The sequence below is a fragment of the Caballeronia calidae genome, from assembly GCF_900044055.2.
Taxonomy (GTDB): Bacteria; Pseudomonadota; Gammaproteobacteria; order Burkholderiales; family Burkholderiaceae; genus Caballeronia; species Caballeronia calidae.
Genome location: NZ_FCOX02000373.1, coordinates 1 through 517 on the forward strand (window position 1 = coordinate 1; position 517 = coordinate 517).

Annotated in this window: 1 protein-coding gene; it reads right to left on the reverse strand. The window is 58.8% G+C overall.

Translation table 11 applies throughout. The features are described from left to right. Positions 1 to 411, reverse strand: a 411-nt coding sequence (locus AWB78_RS45135) for an IS630 family transposase (protein ID WP_082883675.1), incomplete at its 3' end; no start/stop codon positions are given. Positions 412 to 517 lie beyond the last annotated feature (106 nt).

Here is a 517-nt window from a genome sequence, read left to right on the forward strand (position 1 = left end):
TGTCAGCTTCCAGACACGCTCGATCGGCGCCAGTTGCGGACTATATGGCGGCAGAAACAGCAAAGTCAGGTGCCGTCGGTACTTTTGCAGCAGTGGCGTAAGCAGAATGGCATGGTGATACTTGGCGTTATCCAGCACGACCACAATTCGCTTGCCGCTTCGTCGGTGGCGCAGCAGTCGGCGCAAAAAAGACATGAAGGTTTCTGCGTTGAACACGGGGCAGACCTGCCAGACGAAGCGACCCGTGCTCAGGCTTACGGCACCAAAGCACGCGACCGACTTGCGCGTGGGTGCATGCATCAATACTGGATCGCGGACCTCCGGTGGCACCCACATGCGACAACGCGATCCGTGCTGCTGGAAATGACATTCATCCAGGCTCCATAACTCAACGTCGTCGCGCTTTGCCAGGCGCCGAAGTTTTTTTTACCGCCGCAACGCGAACCGGATCAGACTGGGCCACCTGCGGGCGCGGTTTGCGCAGCCGGAACCCCATCTGGCTAAACAGTCGTTGGCA